The 14,682-nt window shown below is 63.8% G+C and carries 14 protein-coding genes; 11 read left to right on the top strand and 3 right to left on the bottom strand.

Annotated elements, in window-relative coordinates; all coding sequences use genetic code 11:
- Nucleotides 1–33 precede the first annotated feature (33 nt).
- Nucleotides 34–2,217 carry a primosomal protein N' gene (locus EN885_RS05910; protein ID WP_128241788.1) on the top strand — a complete coding sequence of 728 codons (2,184 nt, stop codon included), beginning with the start codon at nucleotides 34–36 and terminating at the stop codon, nucleotides 2,215–2,217.
- A gap of 11 nt (nucleotides 2,218–2,228) precedes the next feature.
- On the opposite strand, the gene EN885_RS05905 is transcribed toward EN885_RS05910, so the two are convergent.
- Together EN885_RS05905 and EN885_RS05900 are read right to left on the bottom strand one after the other, a co-directional pair.
- Nucleotides 2,229–2,684: a type II toxin-antitoxin system VapC family toxin gene (locus EN885_RS05905; protein ID WP_095487573.1), complete on the bottom strand. Its 456-nt coding sequence runs from the start codon at nucleotides 2,682–2,684 to the stop codon at nucleotides 2,229–2,231.
- On the bottom strand, nucleotides 2,681–2,926 hold the full coding sequence (locus EN885_RS05900; protein WP_095487571.1) for a type II toxin-antitoxin system prevent-host-death family antitoxin: 246 nt from the start codon (nucleotides 2,924–2,926) through the stop codon (nucleotides 2,681–2,683). Before EN885_RS05900 ends, EN885_RS05905 begins: the two co-directional genes overlap by 4 nt.
- A gap of 67 nt (nucleotides 2,927–2,993) precedes the next feature.
- On the opposite strand from EN885_RS05900, the gene EN885_RS05895 reads away from it, so the two are divergent.
- From EN885_RS05895 to EN885_RS05860, 7 genes are all read left to right on the top strand, one after another.
- Nucleotides 2,994–3,689 (top strand): aspartate/glutamate racemase family protein, encoded by a 696-nt coding sequence (locus EN885_RS05895; protein WP_095487569.1) that lies wholly within the window; start codon nucleotides 2,994–2,996, stop codon nucleotides 3,687–3,689.
- Nucleotides 3,690–3,785: 96 nt separating this feature from the next.
- Nucleotides 3,786–4,181, top strand: a complete 396-nt coding sequence (locus EN885_RS05890; RefSeq protein ID WP_095487567.1) for a DUF4345 family protein — start codon at nucleotides 3,786–3,788, stop codon at nucleotides 4,179–4,181.
- 245 nt (nucleotides 4,182–4,426) lie between these two features.
- The gene (locus tag EN885_RS05885; RefSeq protein WP_095487565.1) at nucleotides 4,427–4,987 is read left to right on the top strand and encodes a F0F1 ATP synthase subunit delta; all 561 of its coding nucleotides are present in this window, start codon (nucleotides 4,427–4,429) and stop codon (nucleotides 4,985–4,987) included.
- Nucleotides 4,987–6,516: a F0F1 ATP synthase subunit alpha gene (gene atpA / locus EN885_RS05880; protein ID WP_095487564.1), complete on the top strand. Its 1,530-nt coding sequence runs from the start codon at nucleotides 4,987–4,989 to the stop codon at nucleotides 6,514–6,516. Before EN885_RS05885 ends, atpA begins: the two co-directional genes overlap by 1 nt.
- Before the next feature lie 33 nt (nucleotides 6,517–6,549).
- Nucleotides 6,550–7,434: a F0F1 ATP synthase subunit gamma gene (locus EN885_RS05875; RefSeq protein WP_095487562.1), complete on the top strand. Its 885-nt coding sequence runs from the start codon at nucleotides 6,550–6,552 to the stop codon at nucleotides 7,432–7,434.
- A 72-nt stretch (nucleotides 7,435–7,506) separates the two neighbouring features.
- Nucleotides 7,507–9,090, top strand: coding sequence for a F0F1 ATP synthase subunit beta (gene atpD, locus EN885_RS05865; protein WP_164897789.1), 1,584 nt, complete (start codon nucleotides 7,507–7,509; stop codon nucleotides 9,088–9,090).
- Between the two features lie 109 nt (nucleotides 9,091–9,199).
- Nucleotides 9,200–9,607: a F0F1 ATP synthase subunit epsilon gene (locus tag EN885_RS05860; protein ID WP_128241786.1), complete on the top strand. Its 408-nt coding sequence runs from the start codon at nucleotides 9,200–9,202 to the stop codon at nucleotides 9,605–9,607.
- A 327-nt stretch (nucleotides 9,608–9,934) separates the two neighbouring features.
- On the opposite strand, the gene EN885_RS05850 is transcribed toward EN885_RS05860, so the two are convergent.
- Complete coding sequence (locus EN885_RS05850; RefSeq protein ID WP_164897788.1) at nucleotides 9,935–11,461, bottom strand: mannitol dehydrogenase family protein; 1,527 nt, start codon at nucleotides 11,459–11,461, stop codon at nucleotides 9,935–9,937.
- A 161-nt stretch (nucleotides 11,462–11,622) separates the two neighbouring features.
- Between EN885_RS05850 and uxaC the strand changes: the two genes are divergently transcribed.
- The 3 genes from uxaC to EN885_RS05835 all read left to right on the top strand — a co-directional run bounded on the left by uxaC (nucleotide 11,623) and on the right by EN885_RS05835 (nucleotide 14,678).
- A complete protein-coding gene (gene uxaC, locus EN885_RS05845) occupies nucleotides 11,623–13,032 on the top strand; it encodes a glucuronate isomerase (RefSeq protein ID WP_128241784.1) in 1,410 nt (469 codons plus the stop codon).
- Nucleotides 13,033–13,069: 37 nt separating this feature from the next.
- On the top strand, nucleotides 13,070–14,047 hold the full coding sequence (locus EN885_RS05840; RefSeq protein WP_127206166.1) for a TRAP transporter substrate-binding protein: 978 nt from the start codon (nucleotides 13,070–13,072) through the stop codon (nucleotides 14,045–14,047).
- Between the two features lie 103 nt (nucleotides 14,048–14,150).
- Nucleotides 14,151–14,678, top strand: coding sequence for a TRAP transporter small permease (locus EN885_RS05835; RefSeq protein WP_128241815.1), 528 nt, complete (start codon nucleotides 14,151–14,153; stop codon nucleotides 14,676–14,678).
- Nucleotides 14,679–14,682 lie beyond the last annotated feature (4 nt).

Below are 14,682 nucleotides of genomic sequence, written 5' to 3'. Positions count from 1 at the left end.
CTCTAGACGAAAGTCGGGGCAAGGTCACGCCTCATGATCGAAGATTCGCCCTTTGTCGCAGCCGCGCCAGTGCTGGTGCCGATGCCCGCCGAGCGCCCCTACACCTATGCCGTGCCCGCCGGCATGCGCGTGGTGCCGGGCTCGATCGTGCGCGTGCCGCTTGGTCCGCGCCAGGTTGCGGGCATCGTCTGGGATGGCGCCGTCGAAAAGGTCGATGCCAAAAAACTGCGCCCGATCGAGCAGGTCTTCGACTGCCCGCCGATCGACCGCGCCATGCGCCGCTTCGTCGACTGGATCGCGCAATACACGCTGTCGCCGCCCGGCATGGTGGCGCGCATGCTGCTGCGGGCGCCGGAGGCCTTCGACCCGGAACCGTGGATCGAAGGGTTGCAACGCACCTTTGCCAAACCCGATCGGATGACGGGTGCGCGGATGCGCGTGCTGGAAACAGCCGAAGGCGGGCTTGCCTGGACGCGGTCCGGGCTGGCGCATGCGGCCGGCGTTTCGTCGACCGTCATCGACGGGCTGAAAGCGCAAGGCGTGTTCGAGACGGTCATGATCCCGCCGCGACCGGTCGTCGCAGCACCCGACCCCAGCTACGCCCAGCCTTCGCTGATGCCGGACCAGAGCGATGCGGCCGCCATGCTGCGCACCAATGTCGCGGCCGGCGCATTCGGCGTCACGCTGCTCGACGGCGTGACCGGGTCCGGCAAGACGGAGGTCTATTTCGAGGCGGTGGCGGCGGCGCTCGACCGTGGCAAGCAGGTGCTGATCCTGCTGCCGGAGATCGCGCTGACCCACGCCTTCCTCGAGCGCTTCCAGGAGCGATTCGGCGCCAAGCCGGCGGAATGGCATTCGGACCTGCCGCCAAGGATGCGCGAGCGTATCTGGCGGCAGGTGGCGGAAGGTGGAGTGCGCGTCGTTGCCGGCGCGCGTTCGGCGCTGTTCCTACCGTTCCGGGAACTCGGGCTGATCGTCGTCGACGAGGAGCACGACCCCGCCTACAAGCAGGAAGACCGCGTCTTCTACAACGCCCGCGACATGGCGGTGGTGCGCGGCCATATCGGCGGCTTTCCGGTCGTGCTTGCCTCGGCGACGCCGTCGGTCGAAAGCCGGGTCAATGCGAGCCAGGGGCGCTATGACAGGGCGGTGCTTGCGGCGCGCTTTGCCGAGGCGGCCCTTCCCGACCTGAAGACGATCGACATGCGCCGCGCCCCGCCGGCACGCGGCGGCTTCCTGTCGCCGGTGCTGCTTGGCCGTATGCGCCAGACACTGGAGAAAAAGGAACAATCGCTGCTGTTCCTCAACCGGCGCGGCTATGCGCCGCTGACGCTGTGCCGGGTCTGCGGTCACCGCTTCGGCTGCCCGGTCTGCTCGGCCTGGCTGGTCGAGCATCGCTTTCGTGGCCAGCTCGTCTGCCACCATTGCGGGCACAATGAACGCCGTCCCGAGGCCTGCCCGGAATGCGGCACGCTCGATCATCTGGTCGCCTGCGGGCCGGGCGTCGAGCGCATCGCCGAAGAGGTCGTTGCGCATTTCCCCGACGCCCGAACCATCGTGCTGTCGTCCGACCTGATGGGCGGTGTGCGGCGGCTGAGGCTGGAGCTTGAAGCCATCGCCAATGGCGAGGCCGACATCGTCATCGGCACGCAGCTTGTCGCCAAGGGTCACAATTTCCCCAACATGACGCTGGTCGGCGTGGTCGACGCCGATCTCGGTCTTGCCAATGGCGATCCGCGCGCCGCCGAGCGCACCTTCCAACTGCTCAGCCAGGTGACGGGCCGCGCCGGAAGAACCGGCAAGAAAAGCCTTGGCCTGCTGCAGACCTTCCAGCCCGACCACCCGGTGATGCGGGCGATCGTCTCCGGCGACGCCGAGGCTTTTTACGAGCGCGAGATCACGGAACGTGAACGAGCGGCGCTGCCGCCTTTCGGCCGGCTCGCCGGCGTCATCGTCAGTGCGGCGACGCGGGCGGAAGCCGAAGGGCACGCCCGCGGCCTGCGGCGTGCCGCACCGCAGGCAAGCGACCTGTTCGTGCTCGGACCGGCCGAGGCGCCGCTGTCGCTGATCGGCGGCCGCCATCGCTTTCGCCTGCTGATCCAGGGCGAGCGGCGCGCTGACATGCAAGGGTTCATCCGAGCCATGCTGGCCGAGGGACCGAAGATACGGGGCTCGGTGCGTGTGCAGGTCGATATCGACCCGCAGAGCTTTTTGTGATGGGCGAAGAATTAAGCCCTTGGCCCGCCCTCGGCGAATGGGTTCAGGTACGGTACATCGAGGATGGCGAAATGCCGGACATTGGCTGTCAAGACAGACAGGCCGTTCAAACGAGCAGTCGCTGCGATCAAGACATCAGCCAAGCCCGGACTGACACCTCGTGCGATAGTTGCGTCTTCCAGTCGTCCGGCTTCTCGCGCGATTGCAACATCGACGGGGAGGATGCGCTGGTCAAATTCGACAAGTAAACTTTCGAACCAGCGGCTGATGCGTTCCACCTTCGCATGTCCGCCTGACCGCTTCAGTTTGGCGATGCCTCTTTCCACCTCTAGAATAACGATCGACGACATATGCCAGGAGCCACGCTCCCGTTGTTCAGCAACCCACTTCTGCACATGTTGAGGAATCGGAGTGCGGCCAGGTGCAAAGGCCGAGAGAAAAGACGTATCAAGCAGATAGTCGCTCAAAACTCGACTTCCCGCGATGGCGATTCGTTCCGCTCAAGCTCGATGCCACCTGGGTATTGAAGCAGGAAATCCACGAAGTCTTTTTGGCTGTTTTGCGGATAGAGCTTCCGTCCCTCATCGATCGGTACAACCATGGCTGTCGGCTTGCCGTGCTTGGTAATGACAGTAGGCTCGCCATTCGCCGCCGCCGCCACGAGCACGGAAAGGCTCGCCTTCGCTTCTCGTAGCTGCATTGTCTTCATGCGAGAACTCCTTGTGGTCTCATGTGGTCACAATATAGGAATCGCACAGGAAAAGGAACAGCCCATCATGAAAACCCTTGGCCTCATCGGCGGCATGAGCTGGGAATCGACAGCGATCTACTACCGCCTGCTCAACGAGATCGTGCGCGAGCGGCTGGGTGGGCTGCATTCGGCGAAACTGCTGCTGTGGTCGTTCGACTTCGCCGAGATCGCCGAACGGCAGCACGCTGGCGACTGGCAGGGGGCGGGCGTTCGGCTGGTCGACGCCGCGCGCAAGCTGGAAGCAGCCGGCGCCGAAGGGCTGCTGATCTGCACCAACACCATGCACAAGCTGGCCGACACGGTGCAGACGGCGGTGTCGATACCGCTCATCCACATCGCCGACGCCACCGCCGTTGCGATCAGCCAGGCCGGCGTCAAGCGGCCGGCGCTGCTGGCGACGCGCTTCACCATGGAACAGGATTTCTACAAGGGCCGGCTCACCGACAAATACGGACTTCAACCGGTGGTGCCTGATCAAGCCGGGCGGGATATGGTTCATCGCGTGATCTACGACGAACTTTGCCAGGGCATCGTCAGTACCGAATCAAAGGCGGCCTACGTTGATGAAATCGCTCGCCTGCGGCGCGACGAAAAGATCGACGGCGTCATCATGGGGTGTACCGAGATCACCATGCTGATCGGCCAGCCGGACTTCGACATTCCTGTGTTCGATACGACGCGCATCCATGCCGAGGCGGCGGTCGAATTCGCGCTAGGTTGATGCGCTTTTCCTAAAGTGCCGGCGCCCATCTGGCGCATGTCTCTTCCTTCGCTAGAATGCCCGAAATTTCGAAGCAGCCATTTACGAGGGGACAAGATGGAATTTGCGTTTCCGTGGCCGATGAGCCAGGGCGAGTGGCTGGCGTGGTCGAGCGCTGTCGTGACGTTGCTGTTCGGCCTGCTGCTGTTCCTGGCGCCGGGGCTGGCCTTCCGCATCCTGCGGCTGCAGGTCAAGCCCGAGAAGGCGGCGGCGATCGCCGAAGGGCGCGGCAGGATGTCGGGCTTCTATCTCGGCGTTAGCCTGTGCTGCATTCTGCTGGCGCAGCCGCTGCTCTACATGGCGCTTGGCTTTTCCTGGCTGTTCACCGCCTTCGGCCGGCTTCTGTCGATGATGTCGGATGGCGCCAACACGCCTTTCAACTGGGTTTCAATTGTGGTGGAACTGGTGTTGGCGGCGCTGCCGCTTGCCTTCGCCTTCGGCTTTGTGCCTTGAATCAAAGGCTAATTCGGGGCCAGTCGTTGAGCTCGGCCGCCAGATGCGACAATAGTGCCTAAAACCATGCAGGACGACGCATTGCGGTCTTAAAATGCCTGTGCTAGACGGCAATCGACTTTCGGCCGGGGATAGCGGAAGCCGCGCCTCCGTGCTTGGAAAAATGCAGTAAGGTCAAAGATTTAGCCAGAGTTCTCGCTCGCGCCAATAATCTGCGGCCTGTCAGACAAGAGAAAAGACGGTCCGTGGCCCAATCGTCATCGCCAATCTCAGGTGTTGCAGAACGCTATGCGGGTTCGCTGTTCGAGCTCGCGCTGCAGGCAAACTCGGTTGCTAAGGTTGAGGCTGACCTCAACAGTTTCGCGACGATGCTCGAAGGCAGTGCCGACCTCACCCGTCTGATCAATAGCCCGGTGTTCTCCAGCGAAGACCAGGCCAGGGCCATTGCGGCGATCGCCGACAAGGCAGGGATCACCGGCCTCACCGGAAATTTCCTGCGCGTCGTCGCCCAGAACCGCCGGCTGTTCGCCATCCCTGGCATGATCAAGGCTTTCCGCCAGATCGCCGCCGAGCATCGTGGCGAGACCGCCGCTGAAGTCACCTCGGCGCATGCGCTGACGGCGGCTCAGCAAACCGAGCTGAAGGCGGCGCTGAAAAGCGTTGCCGGCAAGGATGTCGCGATCACCGTGACCGTCGATCCGTCGCTGCTCGGCGGGCTGGTGGTCAAGATAGGCTCGCGTCAGATCGATACGTCGCTCAAAACCAAACTCAATTCGCTCAAGCTTGCACTGAAAGAGGTCGGCTGATGGACATCCGCGCCGCGGAAATTTCCGCAATTCTGAAAGACCAGATCAAGAATTTCGGCAAGGAGGCCGAGGTCTCCGAAGTCGGCCAGGTTCTGTCCGTCGGTGACGGCATCGCCCGCGTCTATGGCCTCGACAATGTCCAGGCCGGCGAGATGGTCGAGTTCCCCGGCGGCATCCGCGGCATGGCGCTCAACCTCGAAGCCGACAATGTCGGCGTCGTCATCTTCGGCGCCGACCGCGACATCAAGGAAGGCGACATCGTCAAGCGCACCGGCGCCATCGTCGATACGCCTGTCGGCATGGGCCTGCTCGGCCGCGTCGTCGACGCGCTCGGCAACCCGATCGACGGCAAGGGCCCGATCAAGGCGACCGAGCGCAAGCGCGTCGACGTCAAGGCGCCCGGCATCATTCCACGCAAATCGGTGAACGAGCCGATGTCGACCGGCCTCAAGGCCATTGATGCGCTGATCCCGGTCGGCCGCGGCCAGCGCGAGCTGGTCATCGGCGATCGCCAGACCGGCAAGACCGCGATCATCCTCGACACGATGCTCAACCAGAAATCGGTGCACGATCACGGGCCGGAGAAGGAAAAGCTCTACTGCGTCTACGTCGCCGTCGGCCAGAAGCGCTCGACCGTCGCGCAGTTCGTGAAAGTTCTCGAAGAGCGCGGCGCGCTCGACTATTCGATCATCGTCGCCGCCACCGCTTCCGATCCGGCGCCGATGCAGTTCCTGGCGCCGTTCACCGCCTGCACGATGGGCGAGTATTTCCGCGACAACGGCATGCATGCGCTGATCAGCTATGACGATCTGTCGAAGCAGGCCGTCGCTTACCGCCAGATGTCGCTGCTGCTGCGCCGCCCGCCTGGCCGCGAAGCCTATCCGGGCGACGTCTTCTATCTGCATTCGCGTCTTCTGGAGCGGGCCGCCAAGCTCAATGACGACAATGGCGGCGGTTCGCTGACGGCGTTGCCGATCATCGAGACCCAGGCCAACGACGTGTCGGCCTACATCCCGACCAACGTCATCTCGATCACCGACGGCCAGATCTTCCTGGAAACCAATCTGTTCTTCCAGGGCGTCCGCCCGGCAGTCAATGTCGGCCTGTCGGTGTCGCGCGTCGGCTCCTCGGCGCAGATCAAGGCGATGAAGCAGGTCGCCGGCTCGATCAAGGGCGAGCTCGCGCAGTACCGCGAAATGGCGGCCTTCGCTCAGTTCGGCTCCGACCTCGACGCCGCCACGCAGCGCCTGCTCAACCGCGGTGCGCGCCTGACCGAACTCCTGAAGCAGCCGCAATTCTCGCCGCTCAAGGTCGAGGAACAGGTCGCGGTGATCTTCGCCGGCGTCAACGGCTATCTCGACAAGCTGGCGATCGACCAGGTCAGCAAGTTCGAGCATGGCTTGCTCAGCCACATGCGCTCGGCCGGCAAGGAGGTGCTCGACGGCATCCGCAAGGAGAAGGCGCTGTCGGACGATCTGCGCGCCAAGCTGAAGGCGGAGATCGACACCTTCGCCAAGACCTTCGCTTGAACGAAGCCGGACGGACGGGATCAGGTTTGAAGCATGCCTTCATTAAAAGACCTTCGTAACCGTATCGCCTCGGTCAAGGCGACGCAGAAGATCACCAAGGCGATGCAGATGGTCGCCGCGGCGAAGCTGCGCCGCGCGCAAGAGGCGGCGGAAGCCGCGCGCCCCTATTCGGAGCGCATGGGCGCGGTGCTGGCCAACATCACCCAGGCGATCGGCGGCGGCGGCGAGGCCCCGGCGCTGATGACCGGCACCGGCAAGGACGACGTGCATCTGCTCGTCGTCTGCACTGCCGAGCGTGGTCTGTGCGGCGGCTTCAATTCGCAGATCGCACGCTTCGCCCGCGACCACATCCGCAAGCTTCTGGCCAACGGCAAGAAGGTCAAGATCATCTGCGTCGGCAAAAAAGGGTTCGACATCCTGCGCCGCGACTACGCGGAGCTGATAATCGAGCGCGTAGACCTGCGCGAAGTGAAGACGCTCGGCTTCGTCAATGCCGATGCCATTGCCAAGAAAGTCATCCAGCTTTTCAACGAGGGCGGCTTCGACATCTGCACGCTGTTCTACTCGCAGTTCAAGTCGGTGATCAGCCAAGTCCCGACGACCCAGCAGATCATCCCGGCAGGTGTGGCTTCGGCTGCCGCCGAGACGACGGACGGCGGCAATGCCGTCTATGAATACGAGCCGGAGCCGGGCGAAATCCTCTCCGACCTCATCCCGCGCAACATCTCCGTGCAGGTTTTCCGTGCGCTGCTCGAAAATGCGGCCGGCGAGATGGGTGCCAAGATGAGCGCCATGGATAATGCGACACGCAACGCCGGCGATATGATCAACAAATTGTCGATCACCTACAACCGCCAGCGGCAGGCGCAGATCACCAAGGAATTGATCGAAATCATTTCGGGCGCCGAGGCGCTCTAGGCGTGCTCCCACGAAGGTCTGTGACCTTCATCGGATCGCGTGAGAAACAAAGAGACGAAAAGGGTAAAGACGATGGCGAAAGCAGCGACCCCCCAGAAGGCGGCCCCGAAGACCGCCGCGAAGGCGGCAGCACCGGCAAAGGCTCCGGCAGCGGCAGCAAAGGCCGCTCCGGCCAAGAAGGCGGCAGCGCCTGCCAAGGCTGTTGCGGCGAAGGCGCCGACCGTCGCCATCAAGAAGACTGGCTTGGCCGGCAAGGTTCGCCAGGTCATCGGCGCCGTTGTCGACGTGCAGTTCGGCGAACATCTGCCGGCGATCCTGAACGCGCTGGAAACGTCCAATGTCGGCAATCGCCTCGTGCTCGAGGTGGCCCAGCATCTCGGCGAGAACACCGTGCGCTGCATCGCCATGGACTCGACTGAAGGTCTGGTTCGCGGCCAGGACGTCTATGACACAGGCGCGCCGATCACCGTGCCGGTCGGCCCGGGCATGCTCGGCCGCATCATCAACGTCATCGGCGAGCCGGTCGACGAGGCAGGCCCGGTCGACGGCATCGAGATGCGCTCCATCCACCAGCCGGCTCCGACCTATGTCGAGCAGTCGACGGAAGCGCAGATCCTGGTCACCGGCATCAAGGTTCTCGACCTGCTTGCGCCTTATGCCCGCGGCGGCAAGATCGGCCTGTTCGGCGGTGCCGGCGTCGGCAAGACCGTGCTGATCCAGGAACTGATCAACAACGTCGCCAAGGCGCATGGCGGCTTCTCGGTGTTCGCCGGCGTCGGTGAGCGCACCCGCGAAGGTAACGATCTCTACCATGAGTTCATCGAGTCCGGCGTCAACAAGAAGGGCGGCGGCGAAGGCTCCAAGGCGGCGCTCGTCTATGGCCAGATGAACGAGCCGCCGGGCGCCCGCGCCCGCGTCGGCCTGACCGGCCTGACGGTCGCCGAATATTTCCGCGACCAGGGTCAGGACGTGCTGTTCTTCGTCGACAACATCTTCCGCTTCACGCAGGCCGGCTCCGAAGTGTCGGCGCTGCTCGGCCGTATTCCTTCGGCCGTGGGCTACCAGCCGACGCTGGCCACCGACATGGGCGCGCTGCAGGAGCGCATCACGACGACGACCAAGGGCTCGATCACCTCGGTGCAGGCGATCTACGTGCCGGCCGACGATCTGACCGACCCGGCGCCGGCGACCTCGTTCGCCCACCTCGACGCGACGACCGTGCTGAACCGCGCGATCTCGGAAAAGGGCATCTACCCGGCCGTCGATCCGCTCGATTCGACCTCGCGCATGCTCGACCCGATGGTCGTTGGCGAAGAGCATTACCAGGTCGCCCGCCAGGTGCAGTCGATCCTTCAGCGCTACAAGTCGCTGCAGGACATCATCGCCATCCTGGGCATGGACGAGCTGTCGGAAGAGGACAAGCAGACGGTCGCCCGCGCCCGCAAGATCGAGCGCTTCCTGTCGCAGCCCTTCTTCGTCGCCGAAGTGTTCACCGGCGCGCCGGGCAAACTGGTCGACCTCGCCGACACCATCAAGGGCTTCAAGGGCCTCTGCAACGGCGACTATGACCATCTGCCGGAAGCCGCCTTCTATATGGTCGGCGGCATCGAGGAAGCGGTCGAGAAGGCTCAGCGCCTGGCGGCTGAAGCGGCGTAATCAAGGCAATAGGGAGTAGTCAGTAGTCAGTAGTGAATAGCAGCCGGGTGATCGGGACAATTGTCCTCTCCCTACTCCCTACTCACTATTCCCTACTCACTAAATTGACATGGCTGAAGCTTTCAAATTCGAACTGGTCTCGCCGGAGCGCCTGCTGGTTTCCGAGCAGGTCGAATCCGTCGTCATTCCGGGCGCCGAAGGCGAAATGACTGTCATGGCGTATCACGCGCCGGTCATGACCACGATCAAGCCGGGCGTCGTCACGGTGAAGACCGCCGCCGGCAGGGAAGAACGCTACGTCGTGTTCGGCGGCTTTGCCGACATCGTTCCGGCTGGCTGCACGTTGCTGGCAGAATCGGCGGTAGCCGTCGGCGACATCGACCGCGCCGACCTTGCCCGCCGCATCCAGGAAGCCAGGGAAGACGCCGCCGACGCCAAGGACGATCAGACCCGTACCAAGGCCGAGCAGTTCCTTAGCCAGCTCACCACACTCGAAGGCGCCATCCTGCCGGCATAGAGGCTGGGCTATCCCTCGCCATTCAGGGCGAAGCGGAGCGTAGGTCCTGGGATTTATGCTACGACATCGGCCAAGAGTAGGACGGCCCAGGATAAAGCTTCCGTCGCGTTCCTTCGCGGCCCCCTCTGTCCTGCCGGACATCTCCCCCACGGGTGGGGAGATCGGCCGTCACTGCGGCTTTCGCAAATCTCCAACATTGCAGAACTGGCGCCGGCATCAGAGCTGCCAATCTCCCCCCTTGTGGGGGAGATGTCCGGCAGGACAGAGGGGGGCGCTGTCCCGCCGACCTCCGCAATCCGATCCTAGCCAGCGCTAGGTCCCCTAGGTTCATTCGCTCCGTATGCCGAGTGCGGCGAGGGCGAAGGCCACTCCGCCTTGCCGCAACCGTTCGAGATGGGCGGCCGCTAGGTCGATCAGCGTCAGGCGCTCTGTGCCGCCTTTGGCGAAGCCGGCCAGGTCGAACACCGCCGCCACCGCTTCGCCAGCCGATAGCTGTCGAGTGCCAAGTGCGGCCAGGGCCAAGTCGAGCGGGTCGGTGAAATGGTTTTCCGGCAGGGATTTGCCGCGCGCCTCGCAGGCGGCGATCCAGGCGGCCGCCACCAGCATCAGATGCGCGGGCGGGGCACCGGCACTCAGCCGCTCCATGGCGGAGGCAACGATGCGCTGCGGCAGTTTCTGGCTGCCGTCATTGGCGATCTGCGCCGTCCGGTGGGCAAGCGCGGTGTTCGAATAACGCTTAGCGAGTTGGGCCGTGTAGTCGGTCGTGTCTAGCCCGGCGCCCTGCGGCAGCGTCGGGATGGCCTCGGCCCATAATCCGTCGACGAATTGCCGGATCGCCGGATCGGCAAAGGCGCGGTCGACCGTCTCATATCCGCTGAGCAGGCCGAGATAGGCGATGGCCGAATGCGAGCCGTTGAGCAGCCTGAGCTTCATGTCCTCGAACGGCCCGACATCACCGACCATGGTGACGCCGAACTTTTCCCAGGCCGGCCTGCCCGCCGGGAAATCGTCTTCGACCACCCATTGGCAGAATGGCTCGGTCATCACCGGCCACGCGTCTTCGACGCCGAGCTGGCCTGATATCCGTGTCCGGTCGGCATCGGTGGTCGCCGGCACGATGCGATCGACCATGCTCGACGGAAACGCCACCTCGTCGGCGATATGGCGGGCGAGATCGGCATCGCCTGAAGTGGCGAGCCTGGCATCGCCTGAAGTGGCGAGCCTGGTACCGCGTAGCGCGGCGAATTCGACCAGCAGCCTGTGCAGCGTGGCGCCATTGGCCGGGAGATTGTCGCAGCAGAGCACGGTGAATGGCCGGATGCCGGCGGCACGGCGGCGCGCAAGCGACTCGGTCAGGAAACCATGCGCCGTTCGCGGCATTTGCGGGTTCGCCAAATCATGGACGATGTCGGGATGAGCTGTGTCCAGCCCGCCGCCCGCCGCCCTGAGATAGGCTTTTTCGGTGATCGTCAGCGTGACGATCGAGGTGCGCGGATCGGTCAGCGCGGCCAGCACCGCGCCCGGATCTTCCGGGGCCACCAGCATCGACAGGATCGAGCCGACGACGCGCAGGCTTTCACTGTCGCTGCTTCTGACCGCCAGCGTGTAGAGCCCGTCCTGCGGCGCCAGCGCGTCGCGTGTGTCGGCGCTGCGCAGCGAGACGCCGACAATGCCCCAATCCGTCTCTCCCGTCGCCAGGCAGTCGTCGACATAGGCTGCCTGATGAGCGCGGTGGAACGCGCCGACGCCGAGATGGACGATGCCTGGCACGATCTGGTCGCGATCATATCCAGGGATCGCGGCCAGAGCCGGCAATGCCTGCAGCGTGCTGTTGGAAAGGCGTCTGTTGGTCATGGTGCGGCGATCGTCCGGAGGCGTGGCTGGCAGCGGCGTAACATCCGTTTCCATCCTGCACAATGGGTCACCGCCATCAAGTCATCATATAACAACCCGATTTTTGTATGTTGACATTACTTCTTTCCGATCCTACCGATTGCCGTATTGGGAGGATTGATGTGGCCGTGCTGACCGATCCGGATTTGCTGTTTCCATCGGAGACGCGTCCGCTTTCGCTTGCCCGCGATCTTTACGCCGGCGTGAAGAACCTGCCGATCGTCAGCCCGCATGGTCACACCGATCCGCGCTGGTATGCGCTCAACGAGGCGTTTGCCGATCCGGCGCAATTGCTTGTTGTGCCGGACCATTACATCTTCCGCATGCTGTTCAGCCAGGGCGTTCGCCTTGAGGATCTCGGAGTGCCAACGCTCGACGGCTCACCGGTGGAGACCGACGGCAGGACGATCTGGCGGCGGTTCGCCGAGCACTATTACCTGTTCCGCGGCACGCCGACGCGGCTGTGGTTCGACCATGTGCTTGCCCATCTGTTCGGCATCGAAGAGCCGCTGACGGCCGCAACCGCCGACCGCCATTACGACATGATCGCGACCTTGCTGCAGTGGGAGAATTTTCGCCCCCGAGCGCTGTTCGAGCGCTTCAACATTGAGGTCATCGCGACGACCGAAGGCGCGCTCGACGATCTCAAATGGCACCAGATGATCCGCGACAGCGGCTGGGATGGGCGCGTCGTCACCGCCTATCGGCCGGACGCGGTCGTCGATCCCGATTTCGAAGGGTTTTCGGCCAATCTCGACCAGCTCGGAGAAATCACCGGCTGCGATACCGGTAACTGGGCCGGCTATCTCGATGCGCATCGCCAGAGACGAGCCTTCTTCAAGAGTTTCGGCGCGACCGCGTCGGATCACGGCCATCCAACGGCGGAGACCGCCAATCTGTCGGATGCCGCCGCGCAGGAGCTGTTCAACCGCATCCGCCGGGGCTCGGATGACGAGCGCGAGCGAAAACTGTTTCGTGCCCAGATGCTGACCGAGATGGCCAAGATGAGCCGCGACGATGGGCTTGTCTTGCAAATCCATCCCGGCTCCTTTCGCAATCACTCGCCTGCCGTCTTCCAGAGGTTCGGCAGGGACAAGGGTTTCGATATCCCGACCAGAACCGACTATGTGACGGCGCTGAAGCCGCTGCTCGACTGCGTCGGGCTGGAGCGCGACCTTACCATCATCCTCTTCACGCTGGACGAGACCAGCTATGCGCGCGAGCTGGCGCCGCTCGCCGGCGTCTACCCGGCGCTGAAACTCGGGCCGGCCTGGTGGTTCCACGACAGCCCGGAGGGCATGCGCCGGTTCCGCGAGATGACGACCGAGACGGCCGGCTTCTACAACACCGTCGGCTTCAACGACGATACCCGCGCTTTTCCATCCATCCCGGCTCGCCACGATGTGGCGCGTCGGGTCGATTGCGCCTTTCTTGCGCGTCTCGTCGCCGAGCACCGGCTCCGCGAGGAAGAGGCGCACGAGTTGGCGCAGGACCTTGCCTATACGCTCGCAAAAAAGGCGTACCGGCTCTAACGGCGCTTGCCGCCATCGTTCAAACGGGAGGAAACCAATGCTGCATTTTTCTAGACTGGCGGGAGCTACGCTGCTTGCCGCCGCACTGATGGCTGGAACGGCAAGCGCCCAGACGGTTCTGCGCTCGTCCGACACGCATCCGGACGGCTATCCGACGGTCGAGGCGGTCAAATATTTCGGCGAGCTTGTGAAGGAGCGGACGGCCGGCCGCTATACGGTCGAGCTTTATCATTCCGCGCAGCTCGGCGAGGAAAAGGACACGATCGAGCAGGTGCGCTCCGGCGTGATCGACCTCAACCGCGTCTCGATGGCGCCGTTCAACGGGCTTATTCCCGAAACCACCGTGCCTTCGCTGCCCTACATCTTCCGCTCGGAAGACCATATGCACAAGGTCATTGACGGAGCGGTCGGCGACCAGATCGCGGCGGCGTTCGAACAGGTCGGGCTGGTGCTGCTTGCCTTCTATGACGGCGGCGCGCGCTCCTTCTACAATTCGAAGAAGCCGATCAACTCTGTAGCCGATCTGGCCGGCATGAAGTTCCGCGTCATCCAGTCCGACATCTTCGTCGACATGGTGGCGGCACTCGGCGCCAACGCGACGCCGATGCCGTATGGCGAGGTGTATTCGGCGATCGAGACCGGGGTCATTGACGGCGCGGAGAATAATTTTCCGAGCTACGATACCGCCAAGCATGCGGAAGTGGCCAAGTTCTATTCGCTCGACGAGCACACGATGGTGCCGGAAGCCTTCGTCATGGCGAAGTCGAGCTGGGACAAGCTGACGCCGGAAGACCAGGCGATCTTCAAGGCGGCGGCCAAGGAAAGCGTCGCCAAGCAGCGTGAGCTGTGGGCCGCCAAGGTCAAGGAATCGCGTGCCAAGGTCGAGGCGGCCGGTTCGCAGATCACGACGCCGGACAAGCAGCCCTTCATCGACGCGATGGGCCCGGTCTACGAGAAGCACGTCAAGGACGACAAGCTGAAGGCCATGGTCGAGGCCATCAAGGCCGCGCAGTGATCAAGCGGCGGCGCGGGCATTCCGCGCCGCCATCCTCTTGCGGAGAGAACCGGTGACCTTCAGCCCAGAACAGAGACCGCCCCTTGCCGGCATCGCGCGCGTGATGTCGCGCGTCAGCACGGCGGCGCTGTGGATCGCCGGCATCGGGCTGGTGCTGATGACCGCCTTCGTCGCCTGGCAGGTGTTCGGCCGCTATGTTCTGAACCGCTCGCCGAGCTGGACCGAGCAGGGCTCGGTGATGCTGATGAGCTGGTTCATTTTCCTCGGCGCCGCCGTCGGCGTGCGCGAGAACTATCACCTCGGCTTCGACGTCCTGCTCTACGTGCTGCCGAAAAGCGGCAAGCGTTGGCTGAGGATGATCTCGGACCTCGTCGCGCTCGCCTTCGGCATCGGCATGATCTGGTATGGCAGCCAGCTGGTCGCCTTGACCTGGGGCGCCACCTTGCCGTCGCTCGGCATATCAGGGGGCTGGGACTACGTCCCGCTTGTCGCGGGAGGCGCGCTCATCGTGCTTTTCACGCTGGAGCGGATCGTGCTTCGCCTCTCCGGTGCGCCGATCGACGATGCGCTCGATGAACTGCCGCCGGCGGAAGTCGCAGCCGAACTCGACACAGCGAATGTGAAGGTCTGACGCC

This window comes from Mesorhizobium sp. M6A.T.Cr.TU.014.01.1.1, from assembly GCF_004022765.1.
Lineage (GTDB): Bacteria > Pseudomonadota > Alphaproteobacteria > Rhizobiales > Rhizobiaceae > Mesorhizobium > Mesorhizobium mediterraneum.
The sequence above is the reverse complement of the archived record's forward strand: the minus strand, read 5'-3'. Positions and strand labels throughout refer to the sequence as shown.

Bases quoted from the DNA above. Each gene is read 5' to 3' on its own strand.
- EN885_RS05895 (WP_095487569.1), top strand. From the start codon at position 2,994: ATGAAAACCCTTGGCCTCATCGGCGGCATGAGCTGGGAATCGACAGCG.
- EN885_RS05860 (WP_128241786.1), top strand. From the start codon at position 9,200: ATGGCTGAAGCTTTCAAATTCGAACTGGTCTCGCCGGAGCGCCTGCTG.
- EN885_RS05835 (WP_128241815.1), top strand. From the start codon at position 14,151: ATGTCGCGCGTCAGCACGGCGGCGCTGTGGATCGCCGGCATCGGGCTG.
- EN885_RS05850 (WP_164897788.1), bottom strand. From the start codon at position 11,461: ATGACCAACAGACGCCTTTCCAACAGCACGCTGCAGGCATTGCCGGCT.
- atpA (WP_095487564.1), top strand. From the start codon at position 4,987: ATGGACATCCGCGCCGCGGAAATTTCCGCAATTCTGAAAGACCAGATC.
- EN885_RS05890 (WP_095487567.1), top strand. From the start codon at position 3,786: ATGGAATTTGCGTTTCCGTGGCCGATGAGCCAGGGCGAGTGGCTGGCG.
- EN885_RS05900 (WP_095487571.1), bottom strand. From the start codon at position 2,926: ATGAAGACAATGCAGCTACGAGAAGCGAAGGCGAGCCTTTCCGTGCTC.
- EN885_RS05840 (WP_127206166.1), top strand. From the start codon at position 13,070: ATGCTGCATTTTTCTAGACTGGCGGGAGCTACGCTGCTTGCCGCCGCA.
- EN885_RS05875 (WP_095487562.1), top strand. From the start codon at position 6,550: ATGCCTTCATTAAAAGACCTTCGTAACCGTATCGCCTCGGTCAAGGCG.
- EN885_RS05910 (WP_128241788.1), top strand. From the start codon at position 34: ATGATCGAAGATTCGCCCTTTGTCGCAGCCGCGCCAGTGCTGGTGCCG.
- atpD (WP_164897789.1), top strand. From the start codon at position 7,507: ATGGCGAAAGCAGCGACCCCCCAGAAGGCGGCCCCGAAGACCGCCGCG.